This window comes from Salinivibrio sp. IB282, assembly GCF_001995685.1.
GTDB lineage: Bacteria > Pseudomonadota > Gammaproteobacteria > Enterobacterales > Vibrionaceae > Salinivibrio > Salinivibrio kushneri.
Genome location: NZ_MUET01000012.1, coordinates 21,713 through 47,341, shown reverse-complemented (window position 1 = coordinate 47,341; position 25,629 = coordinate 21,713). Strand labels below are relative to the sequence as shown.

The following is a 25,629-nucleotide window of genomic DNA, read 5'->3' as shown; positions in this document are numbered from 1 at the left end:
ATGTTCGAGCCAGAGGGTGTGATGAATCAGGTTCTGCTTTATTGTCGTGCGGGGTTTGAGAAAGACTGTGCCGCAGAGATCCAACAAAAAACCACCGACATGGGGGTATATGGGTTCCCGCGCGTGGTTAATCATAGTGCGTATGTCCTGTTTGAGTGTTATCAAGAGGGCGATGCCGAGCGTGTTGTGCGTGATCTCCCGCTAGACTCACTGATTTTTGCCCGGCAAATGATCGCTATCACCGCCTCTCTTTCTGAGCTTGACCCTGACGATCGTATTTCACCGATTTTGGCGGTGGGCGAGCACTTACCCAAAGGCGGTGACCTACGGGTGGAAACCCCAGATAATGACGAAGCGAAAGCCCTGTTGAAGTTTTGTCGTAAATTCACCGTGCCATTGCGCCAAGCCTTACGTAAAACAGGGGTACTGCTTGCAAAAGATAACCCCAAAAAGCCGGTGATCCATCTGTGTTTTACCGCCCCAGGCACCTGCTTGATTGGCTACTCTCTGACAACCAATAACTCCCCGCATTATATGGGGTTGCCGCGAATGAAGTTTCCTGCTGATGCGCCGAGCCGCTCGACCTTAAAGTTGGAAGAGGCGTTTCATCACTTTATTCCTAAGCAAGAATGGGAGACGCGTTTAGCGCCTGGCATGTGGGCGGTCGACTTAGGGGCGAGCCCTGGAGGCTGGACCTATCAGTTGGTTAAACGCTCGATGTTTGTCCACGCGGTCGATAACGGCGCAATGGATGAGCAATTGATGGAAACCGGACAAGTCTTTCACCACGCTGAAGATGGATTTAAGTTCGAGCCGACGCGTAAGAATGTCACTTGGCTGGTATGCGATATGATTGAAAAGCCTTCTCGTGTAGCCCAATTGATGGGTGAGTGGCTGATTGAAGGGTGGGCGAAAGAGGCAATATTTAATTTGAAATTGCCGATGAGCCGCCGCTATGAGCAGGTGACGGAGAACCTCGACACCCTAGGCGCCTTTCTTGATGACTACAACGTGGCGTATGAAATGCGCGCGAAGCATCTGTACCATGATCGCGAGGAAATCACGGTGCATTTACGGCGGGTTAAACGCCAGCGTTAACCGAGAGTCACTAGGTGTGTGACGCACTGATTTACGAAGATTGGCTCTGGCTGACGGAGTCAAAACGGATATCTTGCAAGTTAAAGCCGAGTGGGATATCCGTTTTCAGTTGTGCGACCTGTTTACATTGTTGCGCCAATTCATAATGGCCGGTGAGTTTTTTCTGCCACTTTGGTGCGAGATCGTCCGCAGCAAAAATAGCATCGATATCAGCATAATCGCTCAGCAGGCTGGTGGCCGTTTTGGGGCCAATCCCTGGTACGCCACTGATCTCACTGCTGCTGATCCCCGCGAGCCCCCAAAAATCGCAAAGCTGGTCCGGACGAACGCCGAATTGCGCCTGGACGAAGGCGAGATCTAGCCAGCGCTGCTGAAAATAATCGCGGATCCTAATCATCGGTTGCAAAAGCTGACAGTAGCCTTTATCGGTCGACACTATGGTCACTTGTTGCTGATGCTCTGCCACCTTTAAAGCCAAAGTGGCAATCATGTCGTCAGCTTCATCGCCCTGAGAAAGCAACGAGTCAACGCCGTGCTGCCAAAATGCATCTTGAATCGCATCTAACCCATGTTCGAGCACCGTAGGCATCGGTTTACGGTGCTGTTTGTATGCCGGCAGGATCTCTGCGCGCCAGCCACGATCACTGCCCATATGATCAAAAACAGCAACAATATGGCTCGGTTGGCTATGATTGATGATTTTATTGAGGGTTTTGATGCAGGCATTCACCGTGGTGTCGATGGCATCGCCCTCAGGCTGAGCCGCGTGGACACGGCGAATGAGGTTCATTGCATCGATAATGACAACATGGAGGCTAGACATAATAAAAACCAGTAATAACGCGCAGCATGAGCCGCGCATTATACCTGTGTTGGTGGCATAACGCAGTGTGCGTCATGCAGGTTATTGATTACTCGCCGGCTCAGTGCGCGTATTTGGGTTAGGAGACAATCTCGTAGCACGGCACATAGGCGGTGCCTGGCAGCTTCATCCGTTGTTGGTCGACGAAGCTTTGTAATAGTTTGTCCATTTTTTCCATCAAATATTTGTCACCATCGATTTTAAACGGGCCATGTTGCTCGATATTGCGCATTCCCTCGTCTTTCACATTCCCCGCCACAATGCCCGAGAATGCTTGACGTAACGCGGAAGCGAGCAACTCTGGGCGCTGATCCATGTGCAAGTTAAGATTAGCCATATTGTCATGTGTTGGTGCGAAGGGATGTTGGAAATCCGGCTCGATTTTTAATGACCAATTGTATGAGTAGGCATCGCCAGTGGCCTTGCGATGCTCTTTGACCGCGGGCATGGCATTTTTCATTAATCGTGCGGCTTTAGCAGGATCGTCAATCACGATTTCATAATATTGGGTGGCTTCCTCGCCCAAGACATCACGAATAAACGCATCGATATCGCGAAAGTAATCTTCACTCTCTTTCGGGCCGGTTAACACGATAGGCAAAGGCTGTGAGCGGTTATCAGGATGCATCATGATGCCAAGAATATAAAGTAACTCTTCCGCTGTCCCTGCGCCGCCAGGGAAAATGACAATCCCATGCGCGATACGGACAAAGGCTTCTAGGCGCTTTTCAATATCGGGCATGATAACCAGTTCGTTAACCATGGGGTTCGGCGGCTCAGCAGCGATAATAGAGGGCTCGGTTAAGCCAATAAATCGGCTGTCATACGTGCGCTGCTTGGCATGGCCGATCGCAGCGCCTTTCATTGGCCCCTCCATCGCACCTGGACCACACCCCGTACAAATATCCAGTTCACGCAGGCCAAGCTCATGACCCACTTCACGCGTGTATTGATATTCGATGTCGTTGATTGAATGCCCGCCCCAGCAAACCACTAAATTAGGATCGACCCGTGGACGGAGCGTTTTCGCATTACGCAAGATACCAAATATTAAGTTAGTGATATGCGGTGAGCTATCGAGGTTGAGGGCAGGACTATGCTCGAGCTGCACATTAACGTGAATAATGTCGCGGAGGACAGAGAACATATGCTCTTGAATGCCGCGAATGATCTTGCCGTCGACAAAGGCATGATCGGGTGGGTTAACCAGCTCGAGTTTGATCCCCCGCTCTCGGCGTAACACGCGGATTTCAAAGTTGGCGTGTTTTTCGAGAAGTGCTTTGGAGCTGTCTGTATGGCTGCCTGAATTTAAAACGGCCAATGAGCAGTTACGGTATAAGCGGTACAGATCACTGCTGGCGCTGGCTTTTAAACGATCGACCTCGATTTGAGAAAGCAGATCCATCGTTCCAATCGGACTAATGTGTGTGATCATAGCGACAACCTCTTACACGCCGACATCCTGTTTAACGCAAGCAAGGCTGTCGAGCGGTGCTATAAAAATCAGTGTGTTAATTAAAAATACACACGCTAGCCATAATTGACCAGTAAAAATTAACACCAGATGATTTGGTTGCGACCACTGTTTTTCGCTTGATAGAGCGCTTGGTCAGCACGCTCTAGCACCGGTGTGGGGGTATCTTCACCTTGGAAGAGGGTGGCACCAATTGAGACGCTAATTGACACGCGCTCGTTTTTAAACTTCAGCGGGAGTTTACGAATGGTGTGGCTAATATTAGCCAAAATATCAGTGCGCGTTTCATCGTCGGCATCAGGTAACAAAATCACAAACTCTTCGCCACCAAAGCGGGCAATAAAGTCGGTGTCGCGTAAGCATTGGTAGATGGTGCGCGCGATAATTTTTAAAGCTTTATCACCGACTTCGTAGCCAAATTGCTGATTCACTTGTTTAAAATGGTCAAGATCAACGACGGCAAGGCAAAACTCACGCTGGTACTTTTTCCATAATCGATACTCATGTTCCAAACGATCGTTTAGGGCGGCWCGGTTGTAGACACGGGTAAGTGGATCTAACAGACGTTTGCGCTCCTGATCACCGATACGACGTTGTTGATCGAGGGTTTGCTCTGCTAAGGCGCTAAGTTGGTTCTGATTGTGTGCCAACTGCTCTTCCAAGGCTTGTTCGCGATTTTTGAGCGCTTTGTTTTCTTGCGCGATCACTTGCAGCTCTGCAAGCGCTTGGGTTAATGCGGCTTCTGGGTTAGCTTTTGCCGCGCCTTTCCGTTTGAGTTCGTGTTCAATATCGGTAATGGTGCGATCGAGGCGCTGATCGACACCTTGATGTGCCAGCCGTAGTTGTGTCGCATGATCATGCGCACGGGTATTTTGTTGGCTTATTGATACGAGGTCATCATTGACTTGACTGAGAAATTGCTGCGAAGCGCGCCGCTCAGATTGGGTGGCTTCCAGAATCAGTTTGAGCGCCGCTAACGTTAAAGACACCACGGTAGCCGGTGATATATCGGTCAGCAGTTCACGGCGGATTTCAAGCAACTTGTCGCCTGCTTGACCGTTGATATCGAGCTCTGTAATCAGGTTTTGTAGTTCATCAGCGACGCGACGTATCTGATCGTTGTCGATGTCTGGTATTTGCTGCGTATGGGGCCTGGCAACTTGCAAGGTCACGGCGCGTTCGTAAAGTTGAAGTAACTTAATGAGGTGCTGTGTGCGTTCGGTATCACCGTTCGCCGGTTGCGCCAATAGATCTCGCAAGTCGCGTTTCAATTGAACGGGGAGACCTGTCACTCGCTGTAGTGTTTCACCACTGGTGTGAAATTGCTCATCGAGGTGTGACTGTGCTTTTGCTTGTGTCATGTTTTGATGACCCACCATGCGTTCAATAACGGCTAAACGCGGGAGCAACGCGCTAACATCCTGCGTTGAATACAATACGTCACGGAACTCGGCCAGCTTTTGGTCGACCAAGTTATTTTTACCCGAGCACGTAGCGATAAAGCGCGACACCAGCCGTTTAAGGCTATGGATCTCCCGACGCGACCTGAGCGCCAGCTCCCGATACGCTGAGGGCGACGCATTATTACCCGCCTGAGCGGTCTGGGCCGACAACGGTGATGGGGTGGACTTAGTCATTTTATCGAGGAAATACCTGATTATGTTCGCGTTTTGGCGCCATTGGTAGCGAAAACAGTTTCACTAACTACCCGTAGCTATACCGATTTATTGCTATGGTCATCAATAACTGACGCTGGCTTTTTATCAGATTCGTGATCCTTCTGCCAGTTCAACAAGTCGTTAGCTGAAGATTTAACCTTCACTAATCCAGAATCAATGCCTTTCAAGCAAGCATGACGCAAGTTGGTATTGACGAAGCTCGCGGCGGGCGCTGTGTTAATTGCGCTAAAGTGTACCCAATGACTTTCCCCGGTCTGTTGCGCGAGATCACTGGCTTGATGGGTCGCCGTTAATAAAATCTCGATCAACTCTTGGTCATTAATCGATGTGTACGCACGCGGTAAAAAAGGATACTCCGCRAGACCAATGGCGACTTGCGGCGTGAGCGCCGGGGATGAGTCACCTTCACTCATCGCGTGTGCCTGACTACTTTGATAGTGGCTGACAAAGTCTGCGATCAAAGACTGCACAAAATGAGCAAGTGCATCAGGCTGGGTATCTTGCTCCCAATTGGTCTCGATATAAATAAACAAGGTATCGGCGAAATGATATAAGCGGCCAGATTGAGTGACACGCTCGGACAAATAGTCGCCAAGCTGACGCTCGATATCTTGCGCCCTTTGATAGCCGAGACGCAAAAATAACGCTTTTAGAAAGGCAACATCGAACATGGCAAAGCGGAGCCGATCACTCAGTGGCTGATGGATCATGTCGTTCAGATACCATTGCTCAAAGTTGGCGTTACTTTTTTCCAACGAACGCGGTAACTTGGCATTGAGCATGCGTAAGTTTCTCAGCCCAGTACGTGGGTGTGTATAAAAATCATCACGCAGCTCTTCGAGTTCTCCCTGACGCATCACCGCGGCACGATGACGAAGGTAAACAATGGCCACTAACACCCCAAGGCTGCCTAATAGGAAATAGTTGACCTTTTGTAAGTGAAGCTGTTCTTGATGTGCGCTATCTAGCTGGCGCTGCAGCTCATCCATCTGTAGCTGCCGCTCGACCACACGCTGTTGTTGTTTAAAGGTATCGGCTTGTTGCTGTCGCTCTGATTGCAGTTGCTGCGCGCGCAGCTTTTCATAATCACGTTGCATCATCAGGGCCGCTTGATACTTGCCTTGCGACTCCAAGGCTTTGGAGAGGGCATGATACGCCATCGTCATGGTTTGAAAGTCTTTTTCTGCCTCTGCTCGCTTTAGCGCGGTGCGAATTTCTTTCTCTGCTTGCTTGGGTTGAGAAAGCGCAAGATGAATACGTCCTTGCAACAACATTGCCTGTGTGGTCAGGGGCGAGTTGGGTAGGCTACCGACCAGTCTTAGCGCATCTTGGATGTATCTGTCACTGAGCGGGAAATGCTCTAGCTGATAATAGGTGCGGGCGATGGYCAGATGGACTTGTGCAAGCGGTTGGAGACGACCGAGTGCTTGCTCAATTTCAAGTGCATTAAAATAATGCACCAAGGCAAAATTATAACGAGCTTGTTGCTCGTAAATGGTGGCCAAGAGGCGCTGTGATGCTGATAAGCGTCGGCTTAATGAATAATGCTCAAAAAAGGCAGCGGCTTGGTTCGCGTGCTCAAGGGCTTGGTTAAGCGCGCCTTGCTGATTATACAGCCTGGCCAGTTTCATATTGGCACCGGCAATCAATGCTGTGTATTCGTTCTCGCTGGCTATCCAGAAAGCGCTGAGTAACTCGGTCAGGGCACTCTCATGTTGCTTCTGGTCGAGTAAAAAGCCACCCAGTGAGAGCTGAAACTCGACTTTATCCCGTAAATCTTGGGGATCACTATTAAGCTGGCTGCGCGCATTTTCATAGGCGACAAGCGCGGTGTCACTGTCTGCGGTGGCGGCGAGAATATTGGCGCGCAGTAAAGCACTTTTAAAACGGCTTTCTTGACCGTTTAAGCTGTTTTCCGGTAAGGCCTCAATGGCTTTTTGGGCGGCATCGAGTGTCGCGAGGGCGCGCGTTGAGTCGCGATCAAGGTGCCAGATAAGAGAGGCTTCGGTCAGCAAGACTTGCACTTGTACGTGTTTTAAGTCGTATTCATCGACCACTTGATAGGCTTTTTGTAGCGCCGCTTTAGCCTCAACCGGTTGATCGAGATAAGCATAAGCTCGAGCACTGATCAAATAGGCATACACGGTATGCAATGGCGTGCGAATCGAACGATCCGTGTCGTTATTCACATGTGAGCGATTGGCGCCTGTGGTTAGGCGGCGTTGGGCTAAAAAACGATTGCTGATTTCCAACGATTGCGTTGGAGACGTTTCGAGAAGTTTTTCCGCATTAGTGAGTACGGGCGAGGAGTGGATTGAAGCGAACGCCGTTATCGACGTTAACCAAAAAAGCAGGCCTACGAGTAGTCGGCTGATGCGCATGCGCCATCCTCTAAGTAAAGCGATGAGAGAAAGGCTGCCCGCAGGCAGCCTATGGTGTTATTGTCTTGCCAAACGATTGTTTTCGCTTGGTGTTTTGCCCATGTTCGTACGGTATGGATTAATATCTAAACCACCGCGACGCGTGTAACGGGCATAAACGGTGAGTTTTTCCGGCTGACAAAAACGCATGATATCCATAAAAATGCGCTCCACGCATTGCTCATGAAACTCATTGTGCTCACGAAATGACACCAAGTAGCGAAGCAGCTTCTCACGGTTTATCTTGTTGCCTTTATAGGCGATTCTCACCGAGCCCCAGTCTGGCTGATTGGTAATCAGGCAGTTTGATTTGAGTAAATGGCTGTGAAGGGTCTCGGACACAATCGCGCCTTGAGCGGCACCGTCGAGCCAGTCTGGATTAAAGGTATAGTCGTCGATGCTGATGTCTTGGTGATCGATACATTCACCCGCGAGGCCAGCGATGGTTTCTCCCTCTAACTCACTGAGCGGGGATAAAGTGACATCCACCTCTTCGCCCGCACAAGCGGATAAATCGGTTTGCAATGCGTTAGCTACCTGTTGCCAGTTATCAAAGCGGGTTTGATTAAAGCTATTGAGGTATAGCTTAAATGATTTTGACTCGATCAAGTTGGGGCTAGAGGCCGGTAGACGGACTTCGCCAATCGCCACTTGGGGCAAACCATTTTGGTTGAGCCATGACAGCTCATACAAGGTCCAGGTGTCGTATCCGGTAAAGGGCATCGCCGCATTATCGAGTCCGATGGCCTGACGATTTAGCGCGCGAGGGACGGCACGCAGTTGTGACGGATCGTACTGGGTTGGGTAATCTGTTTTTTCGCCAAGCGATAAATTGGCGAGGGCATCGGCATCTTGATAATTGCTCATACGGATCTGCTATTGATTCAAGTAGAATGGGTAAAGTTTACTGAATCTTGCTATAGGTTGCGAATGGAGAACACAGTACATCGTGCCCTTTGGGCGCTAACACAGAATTATATGGCGGTATGGCAGGGTAAGTATCAACATTTACCCTGTACAGAGGCTTACATTGGACTGCCATCTCCCTGTGTCGTGAGCGAAAATGACCACCAACTACAATGGCAACCAGTCAAGCGCGACGCGTTGGCTGATTTTTCCAATGTAGAACAAGCGATAGCCTTGCGTTTGCACAGTGATATTAAAGATTTTTATAACGCATTTTATTGTGCAGATTTATCGGTGCGTTATCAGGGGGAGTCGATAAGCTTGCTTCAGGTGTGGAGTGACGATGACTTGGCGCGCTTACAAGAAAACATCTTGGGACATCTGATGATGCAGCGTCAGCGCAAGCTTACGCCGAGTGTCTTTATCGCGACCACAGACGATGAAATGGTGATCATTGCGATTGATAACATGAGTGGGGAAGTGATCAGAGAAACCCTGAATAAAGGGACGCGTGATGTGATTGCCCCCAATCTGGAAACATTTCTCGCAGCACTAGAGGTTGATGTGGCATGATTCTCACGGAATTGACCTTTGAGTGCTTTGATAATACCACCGTTAGTGCGGTCGACCGCACTATCAACGGCCTCATCGATGCATTGCGTTATAATGGCCAGGTGCTCGGACGCGAGTTTCCGATCTTGATGCAAGAAGGCCAGTTTCAGCTTCGTGTGGTGTGCCCAGATGAAGACGCCTTTCACCCACGCTTTCACAGCCCACAAGTGAAACGCGCGTTGCAGCAGCTCGYCGAGGCGTGCTTAACCCAACCGAAAGTGCGTGTGCTGGGGCGCGATTTGAACTCGGAACAAGCCGCTCCGAGTGTCTCTCCGACTTGGCAAGTGCTCTACACCACCTTTGTTCACACGTGTTCGCCGCTGCGTTGTGGCGATACCCTGCTACCCATCCCGCTTTATCGCTTACCCGCCACCTTTAACGGTGATCACAAAGCGGTCATCAAATGGCAAACAGAATGGCAAGCCTGTGATGAATTACAAATGGCCGGTGCCAGCGATGCCGAATTTGCAGGCTTGAATGAAATTGGATGTCCCAATACGCGCCTATTTCAGCGCGGTTGGGATTTACGTGGGCGGATAGAGTACTTAACGGGCACGCCGACTTACTATTATCAATATCGTGTGGGCGGTAAAGACAAAGAGAGTGAGCTTGAACGCCCATGTCCCCAGTGTGGCGAGTCTTGGCGGCTTGAGGCCCCGTTACACGATATCTTCCTGTTTAAGTGCGATCGTTGCCGGCTAGTATCCAACCTTTCTTGGGACTTTAAGCTGGCTTAGCGGTTTAAATGCTGGGCTTCTAGCGTCGCTAATCGCTCGCTCAACTCGGCCACTTGTTGTTCGAGTTGGCTGATACGCTCAGCATCGGATAGCCTCGCGTCATCGCTAGGCATTTCGGGGAGTGGTGTATTGGCTTTCGCACTTTTCACCGCTTGGATAATCAAGGGTAAAGGGACTTGCGTGGTCAATTGGGCTTTTACTTTCGCCACGGTGACGGTTTGCCCTTTTGCGTCGAGCACCTTGAGTGCTCGCGCCAGCTCAGCTTGATAGCTCATCAGTTAATCCTAGCGACATGACAGGAGAAGGAAAGATTAGGGCTTTCTCAGTCGCGCATCAAGCATATCAACCTGTTCCGCCCAATCGGCGTCTTCCTTGATGGCTTCATCAATAAACGCCCGTTGTGCCGCACTCCAAAATGGGGCATCGACCAGTGTTTGTCCTTCCACCAAGCAGTGGCTGGATAGGAAGTGTTCAATTGAGGCCTTATCGGTCGCTAAGCCCAGTTGTTCAAACAGGTGCTGTAAGTCATGTTGAAAGGTTTCCATTGCCACTCCTACTTGCTTGATAAGCGTCTATACTCAGTATAGTAGCAGCCGCTACTCTGTGCTTGATGAAAGCGGTGTCGGTGAGCAAAGAACAAAGAATAGAAAAGCTCCCTGCTCAGTGTGCGATATCTCTTACAAGGGCGTGGGACAAAAGCAGAATCTTGCTACGAAAATCGACCTCCTCTTTTTTATTTTTTATTTTATTACAGGGGCTTACATTATATTTCTTTGTTCAAGATAAAAAATGAGAGATTAAGCAGGCGAGAATGGCTTGTACCAAACGCTCAGTCGCGTAATCTTATGGGTGTCGGAAGGGAACTGACACAGGGAACAGGAATCACCAAGGACTTGGTACCTCAGGATGAGGCAGTACTTCAGGAAGAAGCGCTGGCATGGATTGCGAAAAGGACAACGGATGGAGCCGTTCTCTACAAGCAGGGAGCTTGTACGTCAGGAAGACTTAGGACAACCCAGGATGGGGGCTTAAGGACAACTTCAGGACGAAGTCATGGACACCTCCAGGATGGAGAGCTTATCGAAAACGGGAATTTCGGTTTGTCAGGATGACGAAAGGACACCTCCAAGACGGAGAGACATGGAACGACGCTGAAGGAATCGGCGACTGATCAAGGAATGATGCAGGGAGCACCTTTTAGTAGCAGGATGGCTGCAAGTAAAACTCTGGGGCGCGGCGCAAGCTGCGCCCTTTCCTTTTTTCTGGCCGGTTAACCCGACACTGGCGACTCCCTGTCACGCACCGTTAGCACTAACCTTGCGTGTGCACCATACTTCCAATCTAGTACAGCTTTTCACGTCGCGCGAATAATTCTCCCTGCCTTTTTATTATCAATATTGAGTGAGAGCTAGCCGTTGGTTTGGCCAGATCTCGGCATCGCATGAACGGGGGTGTCTATCGCCTTTAACCTTAACCCTCGAAGCTGAGCGTGACCGATGTAATGATCATCCCCGGTGGCAGAAAACTCGAACCAGTATTGGGTGAGCCATTGCCACCCTTGTTCGGTTCTGCGTAGGGTGTGGTGACCTCGTGCGATAGACAATAATTGCAACTCCATCCGCTGGCAGTATTGGCGAATGTACTGGTGTGCTTGCTCGGATTGTCGCCGCTGTTGCCAAAACAGCAAGGCGGCGACAACGACTAAGACAATGGTCAACAGATCAGTGATCATTAGGGGTCTGTCTAACAGCTTGTTGCATACGTGCCATCGCCTGGGTCAGCGCTGGCGAGGTATCACCGTGCAAACGGCTAAGCAGTGCGCCGCGAAGCGGTGGCAGCATCACAAGATCGGCATAGATTTGTTGAAACAGTGCCGTATCGTGCTGATCGGCAAGCGCAATCAAAAAGCGATCCAGCACGGTGTCGTCCGTTAAACTCTCCCAACAGCGCCCTGCAATCGCAACAAAAATCTCGCGATGGTGTAGTTCGGGTTTGTCCAGCACGGCCGCGATCAAATGATGACGCGTAGCTGTTGGGGCACCCGCATGTGCGCGGAGTAAGGCGCTAACCAAGAAAAGATCCACTTCCTGAGCCTGACACATTTGGCTAAACATGTCGCGCACGCTTGCCGCGAGCTTTTCATTGATTTGGCAATGCTCTAAGCAGCCCAGCAGGGCATACAGCGGCGTCGTTGGAAGATTGTTCAGCGCTTTGCGGATACGAGTGGCATTGTTTTGCTCGGCCATGCGCACACAGGTATCAGCGAGCCCCTGCAGGCCAACCCCTTGCCAGTTATCCCAGCCAAGCTCGCCATTTAAATAATGTTGGGCATGATCATAATACTGGCTGGCTGGCCGGCCCAGTTGATAAGTCAATGTGGCATGAAACATTGCCATCTTGTCGTCGGTGGGAGTAAAGGTATAGGGGTTGTTGGCCAGTTTTTCACGTTGCTCTTTATTCGGTGTCGCGGTTAGGCGCTCGCCCATGGCCGCGCTGACATACTGCAAAAAGTCTCCCATTGCGGTGTGGTTGAGCAAGCCCCGCTCATCAAGAGGCATTTTTAAAAACCATACCCAAGGGGCACCGCCTGGTGGCCAGAAAGCGACAGCTATGTGGGCATGTTGACGCAAGGGGTGAGGGTAAGGCTGTTGATTGGCCTCAACCGCGCGAAAGGTCGTTTCATCCAGCTGACAAACACGACGACCTAAGTCGTAAACACTGAATTGGCAATCGGCGTGGTCAAATAGGGCGCTGAGGGCGTGAACCGTTTCCATGATGTCCGCTCTTGGTTATCGCTTAATGCGCGCGAGTATATCAGTTTTTACCGGTGAGATGCTTGTCGAGTTGATGTTGTCTTGGCTGGGAACGTGCTATGCTTCGCGGTTTCTAATTTGATTAATGATGAGGTTGTCAATGACTCTTCACCAACAATGTGAGCAACTTCTTGATGAACTCGAACAGTTGCTCGATGCCTGTGATCTGCTCCAATCCGAGCCACCATCACCTAAACGACTAGCCAGTACCGAGCCGTTTGCGGTGGATACGCTTGATTGCCATGAGTGGCTACAGTGGATCTTTTTACCCAAAATGCGTGCCTTGGTTGTTGCTCGCCAGCCGTTGCCAAGCAATTTTGAAATCGCCCCCTATGTGGAAGAAGCGATGAAAGAATATCAAGGGGCGACGGCGGTGGTCAAAGTGACTTATCGTATTGACGCGCTGTTAACCCAATGATGAGTGAACAACCTTTATCTATTTTATACCGTGATGCGTCGTTGGTTGTGGTGAATAAGCCCGCAGGGATGCTGGTCCATCGTTCGTGGCTAGATAAAGGGGAAACACGCTTTGTGATGCAGACATTGAGGGATCAGATCGGTCAGCATGTTTATCCTTTACACCGGCTCGATAAACCCACCTCCGGGGTCTTAGTTTTTGCGCTTTCTCGCGAAGTGGCATCCTTGATGATGCCTCAGTTTGCGCAAGGGCAGATAAAAAAAGCCTACTATGCGGTGGTCAGAGGCTGGATCACAGAGCCCGGTCGACTCGATTACCCACTGGTGGAAGAGCAAGACAAGATCGCGGACAAAGACGCGAGCCAGACACCGACGGCCAAGCCGGCCGTGACGGACTATCAACCACTGGCATCGGTGGAGCTTCCTATCGCAACGGGGCGGTATGCGACCAGCCGCTATAGCCTGGTGGCGATGCAGCCGCAAACGGGAAGAAAACACCAATTGCGTCGTCATATGCATCACCTCAGCCATCCGATTATTGGCGATACTACCCATGGCGACGGGAGACACAATCGTGTTTTCCGCGAGCACTTTCACTGCCATCAGCTGTTACTTCATGCTAGCGAGATACAGTTTATCCATCCCGTTAGCGCTGAGACGGTCAAGGTACAGGCACCGTTCGATACTAGGTGGCAGTATGTTCTATCGGCACTGGAGTGGGATGTGCCTGGCATCACCTATTCGGGGTAAATCGCCCCGTGTCGGTAATCCCTTGCAGGCCGCACCTTGCAGGCCGCACCTTGCAGGCAGCTCCCCCATAGGTTGTGTTAGAGCTTATCTAGCTCGGCTTCGATTTCGGCAATCTTACTAGCAACCACTTTTTCCAGATGACGGAGATCGGTGAGTACCTTTTGCTTCACGTCTTGCTCTGTTTGCTCGTGCTGAACGATACGATCCAGTTCATCGATCACCAGAGACAGACTGCGATTGATCTCAGTGACTTCTCGAGACCGGCCGGTGCCGCTGTCGACAACCACATTTTTCCGCTGGCGTGGATACTTAAACTTCATGCTTCGGGCAAAAAGATCACCCTTTTGCTTGCTGAAGTAGACTTTGAGCGTGTCATAACTGGCTTCTTGACGCAGTGAATAACGCTCAATTTTTTCCGGATGTTCAATACCGATATTTTTCAACTGCTGATACATAGCCACCTCATGGTTGAATGTTGCCTCTATTAAGCGACGCACTCACCGTCGCTTAGCATGGTTGACGGGGCGCTTGTTATTTGGCGCGCGCGAGCGCTTTTTCCAGTGCCGCTTTTAACTGTGCTTGATGCTCGGAGGTTAATGCTTGGTTCTCTGCGTCGGTGACGATAAAAAAGTCTTCGGCGCGCTCACCAATGGTGGTGATTTTAGCGGCATGGACACTGACATTTTGGCGCGCAAAGACAGCCCCCACCCGAGCCAATAGTCCAGGTGTGTCGAGTGCTACTAGCTCCATCAATGTGCGACGACCGTTTTTCGTGGGTAAGAAAAGGACCTGGGTTTTAACCGAAAAATGCTGAAGCTTTTGCGGGGCTCGCCGTTTGGGGATAGTCATTGTCCCGGTTTCTGCCAGTGCCTTGCTGACCCCTTCGATAATGCTTGGGTGACGGTCAAGAGGAATGGCCTCGTCATTTTGGTCTAGCACCATAAAGGTATCGAGGGCGTGACCATCTTTACTGGTCATCACTTGTGCATCATGGACGCTCAGGTTTTTCTTATCGAGCGCCGCCACCACGCGTGCAAACAAGCTGGGCCTATCTTGGCAGTAAACAAAAATCTCGGTACCGCCACGGGTTGCTTTTTTACTGACCAGCACCAGTGGGGTGTCGCCGGCGTGATGAAGGAGATGTTCACTGTGCCAAGCAATTTGTTTATGGGTATGGCGCAGAAAGTAGTCCGCCTTAAAACGCTGCCACAAGACTTCTATATCCCTGGGACTATGGCCTTGTTTACGTAACATGGCAGCCGCTAAGTGTTTGTTATGACGAATGCGTTCACGYACATCTGGTGGATTTTCTAAGCCGCGGCGCAGTGCTTTTTGTGTCGAGTAATATAGCTCTGCGATCAGTGTGCGTTTCCAACTGTTCCATAAATCTGGGTTGGTGGCATTGATGTCGGCCACGGTAAGACAAAGGAGAAGATCCAGCCGCTCTTCATCACGCACCTCTTTGGCAAAGTCAGTAATCACATCAGGATCATAAATATCACGGCGCTGCGCGGTGACGGACATCAATAAGTGGTTACGGACGAGCCAGCTGACAATGTTTGCTTCTGGTTTGGATAAACCATGCTCTAAACAAAAATCATGCGATTCAATGGCGCCAATCTCGCTATGATCGCCACCGCGCCCCTTGCCAATGTCATGAAAAATGGCCGCAATCAGTAAAAGCTCGCGGCGTGCTAGGCGGGGGAAGACATCACAACAAATGGGATGGCGATCTCGGTTGGCCTCGTCATCAAACAAGCGCATATGTTTGAGTAGGCGAATGGTATGCTCGTCGACGGTATAGACATGAAACAAGTCAAATTGCATTTGGCCGACAATTTGACTCCACTGCGGCAGGTAGGCGGACATCACCCCGTGGCGGTGCATTAAACCAAACGCTTTGTGCAGCGCATTGGGGTGACGAACCAAGGCCATGAATTTTTCACGTGCATCTTCTTGCTGACACAAAAAGTGATTGAGTCGACGTCTTGCTGTTCGCAACTGCCGCAGGGTAGGCGCCGCAATCGCTTCAATCGAGGTGTCGTTAGCGATATGCAGCATCATATCGAGAATGGTTTCCGGTCGCGCTTGAAATAGCGCGGGTTTACGCGCTTCGATGGTGCGTCCGCAGCGCTGAAAATCGTCACTTAACACTTCAACGTCACCCGTGCGGCCATTGTCGATGATCACTTGATCAAAGATTTGTAGCAGCATTTTGTTAAGCTCGCCGACGCGTCCAAGCGTGCGGAAGAAGTCTTTCATCATGGTTTCGACTGCACGGTTGCCTTCACCACGATAGCCAAGCAGCTCCGCGACCGATGTTTGGTGTGCAAAGGTCAGGCGGTTATCGTAACGGCGCAGCTCAAGGTGAAGCGCAAAGCGAATACGCCACAATACGTTTTGACACTCATTGAGTTCGCGAAATTCCGCGTCGGTCAAAAAGCCAAAGTCGCTCATCTCTCGTAAGCTGGTGGCGCCAAAGTGACGGCGCGCAATCCAAGACAAGGTATGGATGTCTCTCAGACTGCCAGGACTGAGTTTCAAATCAGGCTCAAGCTTGTAGGCCGTATCATGGTAGCGGCGATGACGCGCTTTTTGCTCGTCGACTTTGGCTCGATAAAAGCGCTCACTGGGCCAAAAACTGTCATCATGCACGCGCGCTTCAAGCGCCTCAAAAAGCTGAGCGTCACCACATAATAAGCGAGATTCTTGCAAATTGGTGGCGACAGTCAAATCGTCCAGCCCAACACGAATGCACTCGTCGACGGTGCGTACACTGTGGCCGACTTCAAGCTTTAAATCCCATAAGAGGGTCAGCAGATCGCTTAAACGTTGTTGCTGATGGGGATCCAGTGGGGATTGGCAAAGTAGGAGTAAATCGATATCCGACAGGGGGTGCAGCTCACGCCGGCCGTACCCCCCTACCGCGACGAGAGCAAGTGAGGTTTGTGCAAACCCAAAGTGATGCCACAAGCGCGCCAATAAGGCATCCATATAATCGGTGCGCTGGTATACCAATTCCGCCACAGGGACATTAGCCAAAAAGTCCTGTTTTTGCTGCTCAAGCAATTGCTGGAATTGGGCTTTTAGGGTAATGGGGTCGAGCTGATCATCCCCGAGATGTTGTGGCGTAATCACTGTGTCTGTCATGGCGATCCTTTGCGCAAAAAAAAGCCGGAGCGAAGCCGGCTTTTATGGGTTGGATTAGTGGTTGATGTAACGCGGGAGGCTCTCTTCCTCTCTCAGCGTTAATACCTCGACCCCAGTCTCGGTCACCAGTAGCGTATGCTCCCACTGGGCCGACTTCTTACCGTCGATGGTATACACCGTCCAGCCGTCGTCTTCATCAAGCACGGTACCGTATTTACCTGCATTAATCATAGGCTCGATGGTGAAGCACATGCCAGGTTTGAGTACAGTGCGATCATTATTTTTGTAGTGCACCACTTGAGGATCTTCATGGAAGCTCGCACCAATGCCATGCCCACAGTACTCTTTCACGATCGAGTAGCGTGTATTGCTATTTTTAATGAATTTTTGAATGGCGGAGCCAAGCTCTCCCACGGTGGCCCCGGGTTTGACCTTTTTGATCGCGTGATAGAGGCTTTCTTGTGTGACACGACATAGACGTTTGTCTTCCAAAGACACCTCACCGACTAAAAACATCTTTGAGGTGTCGCCATGGTAGCCATCTTTGATCACAGTGACATCGATGTTGACGATATCGCCCTCTTGCAGCACATCGTCATCGTTCGGAATACCATGGCAAACCACATGGTTAATCGAGGTGCACATGGATTTGGGAAAACCATGATAATCCAAGGTGGCCGGTGTCGTGCCTTGCACTTCAGTCATATATTTGTGAGCAATGTCATCCAGCTCACGGGTGGTGACGCCGGGTTTTACATGGTCGCCAAGCATGACGAGCACGTCGGACGCCAAGCGGCCAGCGACGCGCATTTTTTCAATTTCTTCTTCTGTTTTAATCGGGATTGTCATTTTGCTTTCTCACTTTAATTTGGGTCGCTCAATGATGACGATGAGAACGAGAGCCGGATCTTTTCACGCTCGGTATCATCGAGCACAGCCGCCCAGAGCTGCTACGCTTGTCGCAGCGACTGAGGTGAGCAGCCGTATGATCGTGGTGCTATGGTACCAAGCCATCTGCATTCTGGAAACCAAAAGGGGCGGGATCCCGATGAGAGGCGGTGGCAACCAAGCTTGACCGAATGCGCAATATTGCTGGATTTTACTGGTGTTTTTGTGGTATAAAGCGCGCCGAAAACCGTCATTGTGATCAATCTGGCTGAGCTGGGTTTCAGTTTGATGGTCTTCACTCAACATTTTTTATTTTAAATCACACACATATCGACACATTGACCGGGGTGCCCTCAAGCGGGTCGGTGGATGGGATATGTGGAGGCCTAACCCCAAGAGGAAATTATCATGGCTACTGTTTCAATGCGCGACATGCTCAAGGCGGGCGTACACTTCGGTCACCAAACTCGTTACTGGAACCCAAAAATGAAGCCTTTCATCTTTGGTTCACGTAACAAGGTGCACATCATCAACCTTGAGAAAACTGTACCAATGTTTAACGATGCTTTGGCTGAACTGTCAAAAATCGGTGAGCGTAAAGGTAAAGTCCTGTTCGTTGGTACTAAGCGCGCAGCAAGCGAAGCGGTAAAAGCGGCAGCAGAAAACTGCGAGCAGTTTTATGTAAGCAACCGTTGGTTGGGCGGCATGCTCACTAACTGGAAAACCGTTCGTACATCTATCAAGCGTCTGAAAGACCTGGAAACTCAGTCTACTGACGGTACGTTTGAGAAGCTGACCAAGAAAGAAGCACTGATGTACACCCGTGAGATGGAAAAGCTCGACAAATCACTGGGTGGTATCAAAAACATGAACGGCCTGCCTGATGCAATGTTCGTTATCGATGCGGATCACGAGCACATTGCCATCAAAGAAGCGAACAACCTGGGTATCCCAGTATTTGCAGTGGTAGATACTAACTCTAACCCAGACGGCGTTGACCACGTCATTCCAGGTAACGATGACGCAATCCGCGCTATCCAGCTTTACCTGAATGCCGCGTCTGACGCTTACAAAGAAGGCCGTAGCCAAGACATCGTTGCGCAAGCAGAAGACGAGCTGGTTGAAGTCGCTGAATAAGACGACAGCTCCTTGTGAGCGTTCTTAGCCATCAGCGTGTCATCTTTCATGCTGTAAGCTAAGTATGGTTAGCAGGGGCCGATTTCGGGCCCCTGTTTTTTACCCAAATAGTTTCGAATCGAGGATTGAACAATGGCAACTGTTACCGCTGCCCTGGTTAAAGAACTTCGCGAGCGCACTGGCGCTGGCATGATGGAATGTAAAAAAGCACTGGTTGAAGCGAACGCAGATATCGAAGTAGCAATCGAGAACATGCGTAAGAGCGGTGCGGCAAAAGCAGCGAAGAAAGCTGGCCGTGTTGCTGCTGAAGGCGTGATCCTAGTGAAAGAAAACGAAGGCAAAGCAGCGATCGTTGAGATCAACTGTGAAACTGACTTCGTTGCAAAAGACGCAAACTTCGTAGAGTTTGCTGATCAAGTTGCTGAAGCCGCACTGTCCGAAGGCCTTGACATCGACGCGCTGAAAGAAAAATTTGAACAGCAGCGTGCTGACCTGGTTGCGAAAATCGGTGAAAACATGGATATCCGCCGTGTTTCATTCATCGAAGGCGAGAAAGTGGGCTCTTACCGTCACGGCGGTCGCATCGGTGTTATCGTTGCGGCAAAAGCGGACGAAGAAACCATCAAGCACGTGGCGATGCACATTGCCGCGTCTAAGCCTGACTATGTTAACCCTGAAGATGTACCTGCCGACGTGGTAGAGAAAGAGAAGCAAATTCAGGTTGATATCGCAATGGAATCAGGCAAACCTGCTGAGATCGCAGAGAAAATGGTTGCTGGTCGCATGAAGAAATTCACCGGTGAAATTTCTCTGACAGGTCAAGCATTCGTGATGGACCCATCACAAACTGTGGGCCAAATGCTGAAAGAAAAAGGTGCCGAAGTGACCGACTTCATCCGCTTTGAAGTGGGCGAAGGCATCGAGAAAGAAGAAGTAGACTTTGCTGCAGAAGTTGCTGCGGCGCAACAAAGCTAATTTTTCTGACTCAGACCGCGGTACTCGCCGCGGTCTTCCATAACCTTCTTCCCCAACGAGTGCCTAATAGAAAGGTAGTGAAATGACCACAAATCCTAAGCCAGCTTATCAACGAATTTTACTTAAACTTAGCGGTGAAGCCCTGCAGGGCGATGATGGATTCGGGATTGATCCCGCTGTGCTAGATCGTATGGCACAAGAAATCAAAGAACTGGTCGAGCTGGGTGTTCAGGTGGGTTTGGTTATCGGTGGCGGTAATCTATTCCGGGGTGCTGGTCTTGCTGAGGCGGGAATGAACCGTGTTGTGGGCGATCACATGGGTATGTTAGCCACCGTGATGAACGGGTTGGCAATGCGTGACGCACTTCATCGTGCCTATGTGAACGCGCGAGTGATGTCGGCCATTCCCTTGAATGGTGTATGTGATAGCTATAATTGGGCAGAAGCGATTAGCCAGCTTCGCAATGGTCGTGTCGTGATATTCTCCGCCGGGACAGGTAACCCTTTCTTCACCACGGATTCAGCGGCCTGTTTACGCGGTATTGAAATCGAATCTGATATCGTGATTAAAGCAACCAAGGTCGATGGTGTGTACAGCGATGACCCAACCAAAAACCCAGATGCAACGCTTTATGACTCGCTGACATACCAAGATGTGTTAGAAAAAGAGTTGAAAGTGATGGATTTGGCCGCATTTACGCTAGCACGTGATCATAAGTTGCCCCTTCGTGTCTTTAATATGAACAAGCCAGGTGCATTACGCCGTGTCGTGATGGGCGAGGCAGAAGGCACCTTGATCACTAACAGCTAAGCCGATATTGGTGGCATAATCTTACAAACTAATTCAATCGCAAGGATACTCCCGTGATTAATGACATAAAAGACGACGCCAAAGCGCGTATGGATAAAAGTGTAGACGCGCTAAAACACACGCTAGGTAAATTGCGCACAGGCCGTGCCCACCCAAGCTTGCTTGAAGGGATCACGGTTGAGTACTACGGTGCACCGACCCCCCTGAATCAGCTGGCCTCAATTGTGGCAGAAGATGCGCGTACGTTGGCGATCAGCGTGTACGACAAGCAAGTGACACAAGCAGTTGAAAAAGCAATCATGACCTCAGACTTGGGCCTTAACCCAGCCTCTGCCGGCACAGTGATCCGTGTTCCTTTGCCCCCGTTGACCGAAGAGCGTCGCAAAGACATGGTGAAAGTCGTGCGTGCTGAAGGTGAGCAAGCTCGTGTCGCTGTTCGTAACATTCGCCGTGATGCTAACAATGAGCTTAAAGCGCTGCTTAAAGACAAAGAAATCTCTGAAGATGATGAGCATCGCGCGCAAGATAACATTCAAAAGTTGACCGATGAAGCGGTCAAGAATGTTGATGCACTTCTTGATGCAAAAGAAAAAGAGTTGATGGAAGTCTAAATCTCATTAGACTTTACCGCCGATGCTAAAGCGCTGTGCGTGCAGTACAGCGCTTTTTATTTGCCAAGGAGAAACATGAGTTCCCAGTCTCTTGATGCGCAGCTCGAATCTGCCGCTTTACCGCAGCACATTGCCGTGATCATGGACGGCAATGGACGTTGGGCCAAAGCACGAGGCAAAGCCCGTGTGTTTGGACATAAAGCGGGTGTCAAAGCGGTGCGTAAAACGGTGAAAGCAGCGTCTGAACTCGGGGTAAAAGCCCTGACGTTATTTGCATTTAGCAGTGAGAACTGGCGTCGTCCTGAAGATGAAGTAAGCGTATTGATGGAGCTATTTATCAATGTGCTTTCTCGTGAAGTCAAGCGGCTAGACAGTCACGGTGTACAATTACGCATTATCGGTGATACCTCTCGCTTTAGCCCGTCTCTGCAAACCAAAATCGCTGAAGCCGAAGCGCTGACGGCAAACAATGATCGCTTGGTGCTCAATATTGCTGCTAACTATGGTGGGCAGTGGGATATTACCCAGGCAACACGCCGAGTGGCCGAAGAAGTCGCCGCAGGGCAGTTGCAACCGAACGATATCGGTGAGCAAGATATTGCTCGCCATTTGATGTTGGCTGACTTACCGGACGTGGATTTGATGATCCGCACCAGCGGGGAGTGTCGCATCAGTAACTTTATTTTATGGCAAGCCGCTTATGCCGAGCTGTGTTTTACTGAGCAGTATTGGCCGGACTTCAACGAACAGAGTTTGTATGATGCTGTGGCTTGGTACGTCAACCGAGAACGACGGTTTGGCTGCACGGGCGAGCAAATTAAAGCCATGATAACCACGGATAAGTAACCACGAGGAATCAGTTTGCTCAAACAACGAGTTTTAACCGCGGCCTTTTTAGTCCCGTTAGTGGTCGCGGGCGTTTTCTACTTACCGTTTCCTGCCTTTGTGGCAGCGATAGCGGTCGTCACGCTTATTGGACTTTGGGAGTGGACGCAATTTGTTTCGGCGTCGTCACGCCTGCTGACTTTTATCATTCCCGCTGCGGCGTTGGCATTGTCTCTGTTTRCTCTCCCTTTTGACGCCATGGCATTGGGGCACGTCCGTTTACCGCCTTTTGCGGTCGCCGCCACAGGGGCGGCTTGGTGGCTATTTGCTACTGTTCTTGTGCTCGCATTCCCGCGCTCCGGCAGCTATTGGACCCACAGTAAACTCCTTCGTTTGGTGTTTGGCTTGCTCACTATGTTGCCCTTTATGTGGAGTGTGTTGTTACTGCGCGCCGCGGATTATCAATTTTCCACTTACTACGGTGCCAAATTAGTACTGCTGGTATTTGTGCTGGTTTGGTGTGCGGACAGCGGTGCTTACTTTGCTGGAAAGAAGTTTGGCAAACACAAAATGGCACCGGCGGTGAGCCCGAATAAGACCCTTGAAGGGTTACTGGGCGGGCTGGCCGCGGCGGTAGGGGTGACCTGGCTGGGTGCCTACGCGTTAGAGCTTCACTTTGCCAACCTTGGGGTATTGTTAGCGATTGCGGTGGTAACTGCTTTAGCCTCGGTGTTGGGGGATCTTGCCGAAAGCATGTTTAAGCGTGTGGCAGGGGTCAAAGACAGTGGTAACCTTCTTCCTGGTCATGGCGGTATTCTCGACCGTATTGATAGTCTAACAGCCGCATTCCCCGTGTTTACCGTGTTGTATTTCGCGTTTGCGAATTAAGTGAAACGAGTCGTTTACATGCAAAAAATCACCGTTTTAGGCGCGACAGGTTCGATTGGTACCAGCACATTGAAAGTGGTGGAAGCGAACCCTGAGCAGTATGACGTCACCGCACTGGCGGCGCATACCAATGTTGAGAAAATGGTCGCCTTGTGTGTCCGTTGGCAGCCCGCATACGCCGCAATGGCGGATGACGGTGCGGCACATCAATTGCGCAAAGCGCTTGCGGAGAAAGGCCTGCGTACCGAAGTCCTTGGCGGCGCAGAGAGCCTGTGCCACCTCGCCTCACTACCGGACGTTGATATGGTGATGGCTGCTGTTGTCGGCGCAGCAGGGTTACCTTCGACCATGGCTGCGGTTAAGGCGGGAAAGCGTGTGCTACTGGCCAATAAAGAGGCCTTGGTGATGTCAGGGCAGTTCTTTATTGATGCGGTACATCAGTATGGTGCAGAACTGCTGCCGATAGATAGCGAACACAATGCCATTTTTCAATGCTTGCCTGACGCGGTACAAAAAGCACCTGGACGCTGCGATCTTAACGCCGCTGGGGTCAACAAAATCTTATTAACGGGATCGGGCGGCCCGTTCCGTTATCGCGATCCGGACAGCTTGGCAGCTGTCAGTATCGAAGAAGCGGTCGCGCATCCTAACTGGTCGATGGGACCGAAAATCTCGGTTGATTCCGCCACCATGATGAATAAAGGCTTGGAATACATTGAAGCGCGTTGGTTATTCAACGCTAAGCCTGCTCAGTTGGAGGTGGTGATCCATCCTCAGTCAGTGATCCACTCCATGGTACAGATGTGTGACGGCTCGGTGTTAGCACAGTTAGGGACACCGGATATGTGCACCCCTATTGCGCATGCGATGGGACACCCCGAACGCGTGCAAGCGCCTGTCGCGCCCCTCGATTTTACCCAAATTGGTGAGTTTACCTTTATGGCCCCCGATCCCCGGCGTTACCCATGCTTATCGCTTGCCATGGCAGCGTGTGAGCAAGGACAGGCGGCAACGACAAGTTTGAATGCGGCCAATGAACAAGCCGTGGCGGCCTTCTTGGCAGGCAAAGTGGGTTTTATGGATATTGCCCGTATTAATGAGCAGGTTATGACTCAGTTGCCGCTCCCGACACCGACAAGCTTGGATTGCTTATTTGAGCTGGATAGAATAGCGCGCATGACTGCAAATGAGCAGATTGCTAAGGTGGCACGATGAGTGGGTTTCTATGGAATGCAGCGGCGTTTATCGTCGCACTGGGAATACTGGTTGCGATTCATGAGTTTGGTCATTTCTGGGTCGCTCGTCGTTGCGGCGTGAAGGTAGAGCGCTTTTCCATTGGTTTTGGCCGTGCACTATGGCGCAAATATGGCAAGGACGGCACTGAGTACGTGATTGCTGCTATCCCTCTTGGCGGCTATGTCAAAATGTTGGACGAGCGTATTGAGGCAGTGCCTGAGGCGGATAAACCCCTTGCTTTCAACAACCAACCTTTATGGCAGCGCAGTGCGATTGTTGCTGCTGGCCCCATCGCTAATTTCGTCTTTGCCGTTTTTGCATACTGGCTGGTGATGATGATAGGTGTGCCCGCGGTAAAGCCAGTGATTGGTGAAATTGCACCCAACTCGATCGCGGCGGACGCGGGAATTGAGTCAGGGATGGAACTAACCCAAGTTTCAGGCGTCGAAACCGCTGATTGGCAAGCTGTGAATTTTGCGTTGATCGGCCATATCGGTGATGAGAGCATGACCCTCACTGCGAAGCCGACGCCTGCATCCAGTTATGACAGAGATTATCAACTGGACTTAGACCGATGGCAGTTTAATCCAGAAAAGCAATCGCCACTGACGACATTAGGGATCACGCCTTATCGCCCTGCGATAACGTTATCGATCGCGCAAGTGGTAGAGGGAAGCGCGGCAGAGCAGGCGGGTCTCAAGCAAGGCGATACAATTATTGCCGTGGGTGACACCGAGCTGTCGTCATGGCAGCGTTTGGTTGAGGTGATTAAAGCCAGCCCGAATCAAGCGTTGTCACTGATGGTCATGCGAGAAGGACAGCAACAGTCTGTGGTGCTAACGCCGGATGCGCGCGAAGGCGATGGTAAAGTGATAGGTTATGCCGGTATTGCGCCGCAAATGGAACCGTGGCCGGATTCATATCGGTTTACTCAGCAATATGGACCACTAGCCGCGATACCTGAAGCGGTAGATAAAACAGGCCAAGTGATCAGCATGACGGTCAATATGATCAAAAAGCTGATTACGGGCGATGTAGGGGTGAATAACTTGAGCGGCCCTATATCGATAGCAAAAGGCGCGGGGATGACCGCGGAGATCGGGTTGATCTCATTTTTAGGGTTTATGGCACTGATTAGCGTGAACCTGGGCATTATCAATTTACTCCCTCTGCCCGTATTGGATGGCGGCCATTTGCTGTTCTTTGGGATTGAGGCTGTCACACGGCGACCGGTATCGGAGCGTGTGCAGGATTTTGGGTATCGAATCGGCGCTGCCGTGTTGATGATGGTAATGGCAGTGGCATTGTTTAACGACTTCGCCCGACTTTAAACGGTTAGT

The 25,629-nt window shown here is 50.7% G+C and carries 25 protein-coding genes; 13 read left to right on the top strand and 12 right to left on the bottom strand.

Annotated elements, in window-relative coordinates; all coding sequences use genetic code 11:
* Positions 1-21 precede the first annotated feature (21 nt).
* Positions 22-1,098, top strand: a complete 1,077-nt coding sequence (rlmM, locus tag BZG14_RS04365) for a 23S rRNA (cytidine(2498)-2'-O)-methyltransferase RlmM (RefSeq protein WP_077608075.1) — start codon at positions 22-24, stop codon at positions 1,096-1,098.
* Between the two features lie 31 nt (positions 1,099-1,129).
* On the opposite strand, the gene xni is transcribed toward rlmM, so the two are convergent.
* The 5 genes from xni to queF all read right to left on the bottom strand — a co-directional run bounded on the left by xni (position 1,130) and on the right by queF (position 8,400).
* Positions 1,130-1,921 (bottom strand): flap endonuclease Xni, encoded by a 792-nt coding sequence (xni, locus tag BZG14_RS04360; protein WP_100297941.1) that lies wholly within the window; start codon positions 1,919-1,921, stop codon positions 1,130-1,132.
* Between the two features lie 118 nt (positions 1,922-2,039).
* Positions 2,040-3,395, bottom strand: coding sequence for a nucleotide 5'-monophosphate nucleosidase PpnN (ppnN, locus tag BZG14_RS04355; RefSeq protein ID WP_069363524.1), 1,356 nt, complete (start codon positions 3,393-3,395; stop codon positions 2,040-2,042).
* A 119-nt stretch (positions 3,396-3,514) separates the two neighbouring features.
* On the bottom strand, positions 3,515-5,071 hold the full coding sequence (locus BZG14_RS04350) for a GGDEF domain-containing protein (protein ID WP_077608064.1): 1,557 nt from the start codon (positions 5,069-5,071) through the stop codon (positions 3,515-3,517).
* 77 nt (positions 5,072-5,148) lie between these two features.
* Positions 5,149-7,494: a hypothetical protein gene (locus BZG14_RS04345; protein WP_077608063.1), complete on the bottom strand. Its 2,346-nt coding sequence runs from the start codon at positions 7,492-7,494 to the stop codon at positions 5,149-5,151.
* 57 nt (positions 7,495-7,551) lie between these two features.
* Positions 7,552-8,400 carry an NADPH-dependent 7-cyano-7-deazaguanine reductase QueF gene (queF, locus tag BZG14_RS04340; RefSeq protein WP_077608062.1) on the bottom strand — a complete coding sequence of 283 codons (849 nt, stop codon included), beginning with the start codon at positions 8,398-8,400 and terminating at the stop codon, positions 7,552-7,554.
* A 63-nt stretch (positions 8,401-8,463) separates the two neighbouring features.
* Here queF and syd point away from each other — a divergent pair, with 63 nt between their 5' ends.
* Positions 8,464-9,012: a SecY-interacting protein gene (gene syd / locus BZG14_RS04335; protein ID WP_069363528.1), complete on the top strand. Its 549-nt coding sequence runs from the start codon at positions 8,464-8,466 to the stop codon at positions 9,010-9,012.
* Entirely contained in the window at positions 9,009-9,788 is a 780-nt protein-coding gene (locus BZG14_RS04330; RefSeq protein WP_077608061.1) for a Zn-ribbon-containing protein, read from the top strand. The genes syd and BZG14_RS04330 overlap by 4 nt, the downstream gene beginning before the upstream one ends.
* On the opposite strand, the gene BZG14_RS04325 is transcribed toward BZG14_RS04330, so the two are convergent.
* The 4 genes from BZG14_RS04325 to BZG14_RS04305 all read right to left on the bottom strand — a co-directional run bounded on the left by BZG14_RS04325 (position 9,785) and on the right by BZG14_RS04305 (position 12,562).
* Positions 9,785-10,063 carry a hypothetical protein gene (locus BZG14_RS04325; protein ID WP_069363530.1) on the bottom strand — a complete coding sequence of 93 codons (279 nt, stop codon included), beginning with the start codon at positions 10,061-10,063 and terminating at the stop codon, positions 9,785-9,787. The two genes, BZG14_RS04330 and BZG14_RS04325, sit on opposite strands and share 4 nt — an antisense overlap.
* A 36-nt stretch (positions 10,064-10,099) precedes the next feature.
* The gene (locus tag BZG14_RS04320; protein ID WP_069363531.1) at positions 10,100-10,333 is read right to left on the bottom strand and encodes a DUF2789 domain-containing protein; all 234 of its coding nucleotides are present in this window, start codon (positions 10,331-10,333) and stop codon (positions 10,100-10,102) included.
* 863 nt (positions 10,334-11,196) lie between these two features.
* Positions 11,197-11,520: a DUF3301 domain-containing protein gene (locus tag BZG14_RS04310; RefSeq protein ID WP_069363533.1), complete on the bottom strand. Its 324-nt coding sequence runs from the start codon at positions 11,518-11,520 to the stop codon at positions 11,197-11,199.
* Positions 11,510-12,562 carry a DUF3549 family protein gene (locus tag BZG14_RS04305; RefSeq protein ID WP_069363534.1) on the bottom strand — a complete coding sequence of 351 codons (1,053 nt, stop codon included), beginning with the start codon at positions 12,560-12,562 and terminating at the stop codon, positions 11,510-11,512. Before BZG14_RS04305 ends, BZG14_RS04310 begins: the two co-directional genes overlap by 11 nt.
* A gap of 139 nt (positions 12,563-12,701) precedes the next feature.
* Between BZG14_RS04305 and BZG14_RS04300 the strand changes: the two genes are divergently transcribed.
* Together BZG14_RS04300 and truC are read left to right on the top strand one after the other, a co-directional pair.
* Entirely contained in the window at positions 12,702-13,019 is a 318-nt protein-coding gene (locus tag BZG14_RS04300) for a YqcC family protein (protein ID WP_077608059.1), read from the top strand.
* Positions 13,016-13,768: a tRNA pseudouridine(65) synthase TruC gene (truC, locus tag BZG14_RS04295; RefSeq protein ID WP_241824616.1), complete on the top strand. Its 753-nt coding sequence runs from the start codon at positions 13,016-13,018 to the stop codon at positions 13,766-13,768. Before BZG14_RS04300 ends, truC begins: the two co-directional genes overlap by 4 nt.
* A 77-nt stretch (positions 13,769-13,845) precedes the next feature.
* Here the strand turns inward: truC and BZG14_RS04290 are convergent, their stop codons facing one another.
* The 3 genes from BZG14_RS04290 to map all read right to left on the bottom strand — a co-directional run bounded on the left by BZG14_RS04290 (position 13,846) and on the right by map (position 17,767).
* Complete coding sequence (locus BZG14_RS04290; protein ID WP_069363537.1) at positions 13,846-14,223, bottom strand: DUF3461 family protein; 378 nt, start codon at positions 14,221-14,223, stop codon at positions 13,846-13,848.
* Between the two features lie 76 nt (positions 14,224-14,299).
* Positions 14,300-16,918 (bottom strand): bifunctional uridylyltransferase/uridylyl-removing protein GlnD, encoded by a 2,619-nt coding sequence (glnD, locus tag BZG14_RS04285; RefSeq protein WP_077486858.1) that lies wholly within the window; start codon positions 16,916-16,918, stop codon positions 14,300-14,302.
* A gap of 54 nt (positions 16,919-16,972) precedes the next feature.
* Positions 16,973-17,767, bottom strand: a complete 795-nt coding sequence (gene map, locus BZG14_RS04280; protein WP_077458453.1) for a type I methionyl aminopeptidase — start codon at positions 17,765-17,767, stop codon at positions 16,973-16,975.
* A gap of 447 nt (positions 17,768-18,214) precedes the next feature.
* Here map and rpsB point away from each other — a divergent pair, with 447 nt between their 5' ends.
* From rpsB to rseP, 8 genes are all read left to right on the top strand, one after another.
* Complete coding sequence (gene rpsB, locus BZG14_RS04275; protein WP_046074175.1) at positions 18,215-18,943, top strand: 30S ribosomal protein S2; 729 nt, start codon at positions 18,215-18,217, stop codon at positions 18,941-18,943.
* 132 nt (positions 18,944-19,075) lie between these two features.
* On the top strand, positions 19,076-19,918 hold the full coding sequence (gene tsf, locus BZG14_RS04270; RefSeq protein WP_077458455.1) for a translation elongation factor Ts: 843 nt from the start codon (positions 19,076-19,078) through the stop codon (positions 19,916-19,918).
* A gap of 82 nt (positions 19,919-20,000) precedes the next feature.
* Positions 20,001-20,729, top strand: a complete 729-nt coding sequence (pyrH, locus tag BZG14_RS04265; RefSeq protein WP_046074177.1) for a UMP kinase — start codon at positions 20,001-20,003, stop codon at positions 20,727-20,729.
* 53 nt (positions 20,730-20,782) lie between these two features.
* Positions 20,783-21,340: a ribosome recycling factor gene (gene frr, locus BZG14_RS04260; protein WP_077486857.1), complete on the top strand. Its 558-nt coding sequence runs from the start codon at positions 20,783-20,785 to the stop codon at positions 21,338-21,340.
* Between the two features lie 75 nt (positions 21,341-21,415).
* The gene (locus BZG14_RS04255) at positions 21,416-22,186 is read left to right on the top strand and encodes an isoprenyl transferase (protein ID WP_069363542.1); all 771 of its coding nucleotides are present in this window, start codon (positions 21,416-21,418) and stop codon (positions 22,184-22,186) included.
* Between the two features lie 15 nt (positions 22,187-22,201).
* Positions 22,202-23,053: a phosphatidate cytidylyltransferase gene (locus BZG14_RS04250; RefSeq protein ID WP_077608058.1), complete on the top strand. Its 852-nt coding sequence runs from the start codon at positions 22,202-22,204 to the stop codon at positions 23,051-23,053.
* A gap of 18 nt (positions 23,054-23,071) precedes the next feature.
* Positions 23,072-24,268: a 1-deoxy-D-xylulose-5-phosphate reductoisomerase gene (ispC, locus tag BZG14_RS04245; protein ID WP_077486856.1), complete on the top strand. Its 1,197-nt coding sequence runs from the start codon at positions 23,072-23,074 to the stop codon at positions 24,266-24,268.
* On the top strand, positions 24,265-25,620 hold the full coding sequence (gene rseP / locus BZG14_RS04240) for a sigma E protease regulator RseP (protein ID WP_077486855.1): 1,356 nt from the start codon (positions 24,265-24,267) through the stop codon (positions 25,618-25,620). Before ispC ends, rseP begins: the two co-directional genes overlap by 4 nt.
* Positions 25,621-25,629 lie beyond the last annotated feature (9 nt).